Consider the following 374-nt stretch of genomic DNA (forward strand, 5'->3'; position numbering starts at 1 on the left):
GAGCCGTCGTCGACCACGTAGACCTGCAATCGCCCTGGGTAATCCTGACTTGCGATAGACTTCAGGCAGGCCGCCAGCGTGCGCGGGTCCTCGTTGAAGCAGGGCACGATGACATCGACGCTGGGCAGAGCATCGGCGTCGACCCGGTCGTACGGCGGCAGTGGAGCGTCGCTTCGCAGCGCATAAAGCGCCTGCGCGCTCTTGTGGACGCTGGAGAGCAACGCGTAGGAGGCAACAGCAGCGGTGCTGATGGTGGCAAGCAGGCTCATGGGAATCGATCTATTCAGTGAGGTTGAGGAAGCGACCGGATTGCAAATCCACGGTCATGCAGTGCTGGAATGAGTTGGGCGAGCGCCGTCACGGTCTGGTCGCGC

1 protein-coding gene and 1 pseudogene are annotated in these 374 nt (G+C 62.6%); both read right to left on the reverse strand.

Annotated features, from left to right (window positions below; translation table 11 throughout):
• Positions 1-269 (reverse strand): glycosyltransferase family 2 protein (locus AC0L27_RS41210; protein ID WP_473323839.1); only part of this gene is annotated, 269 nt, incomplete at its 3' end.
• A 14-nt stretch (positions 270-283) separates the two neighbouring features.
• Positions 284-374, reverse strand: a pseudogene (locus AC0L27_RS41215) (chitooligosaccharide deacetylase NodB); the annotation flags it as partial.

The organism is Bradyrhizobium sp. Ken51 (assembly GCF_055807435.1).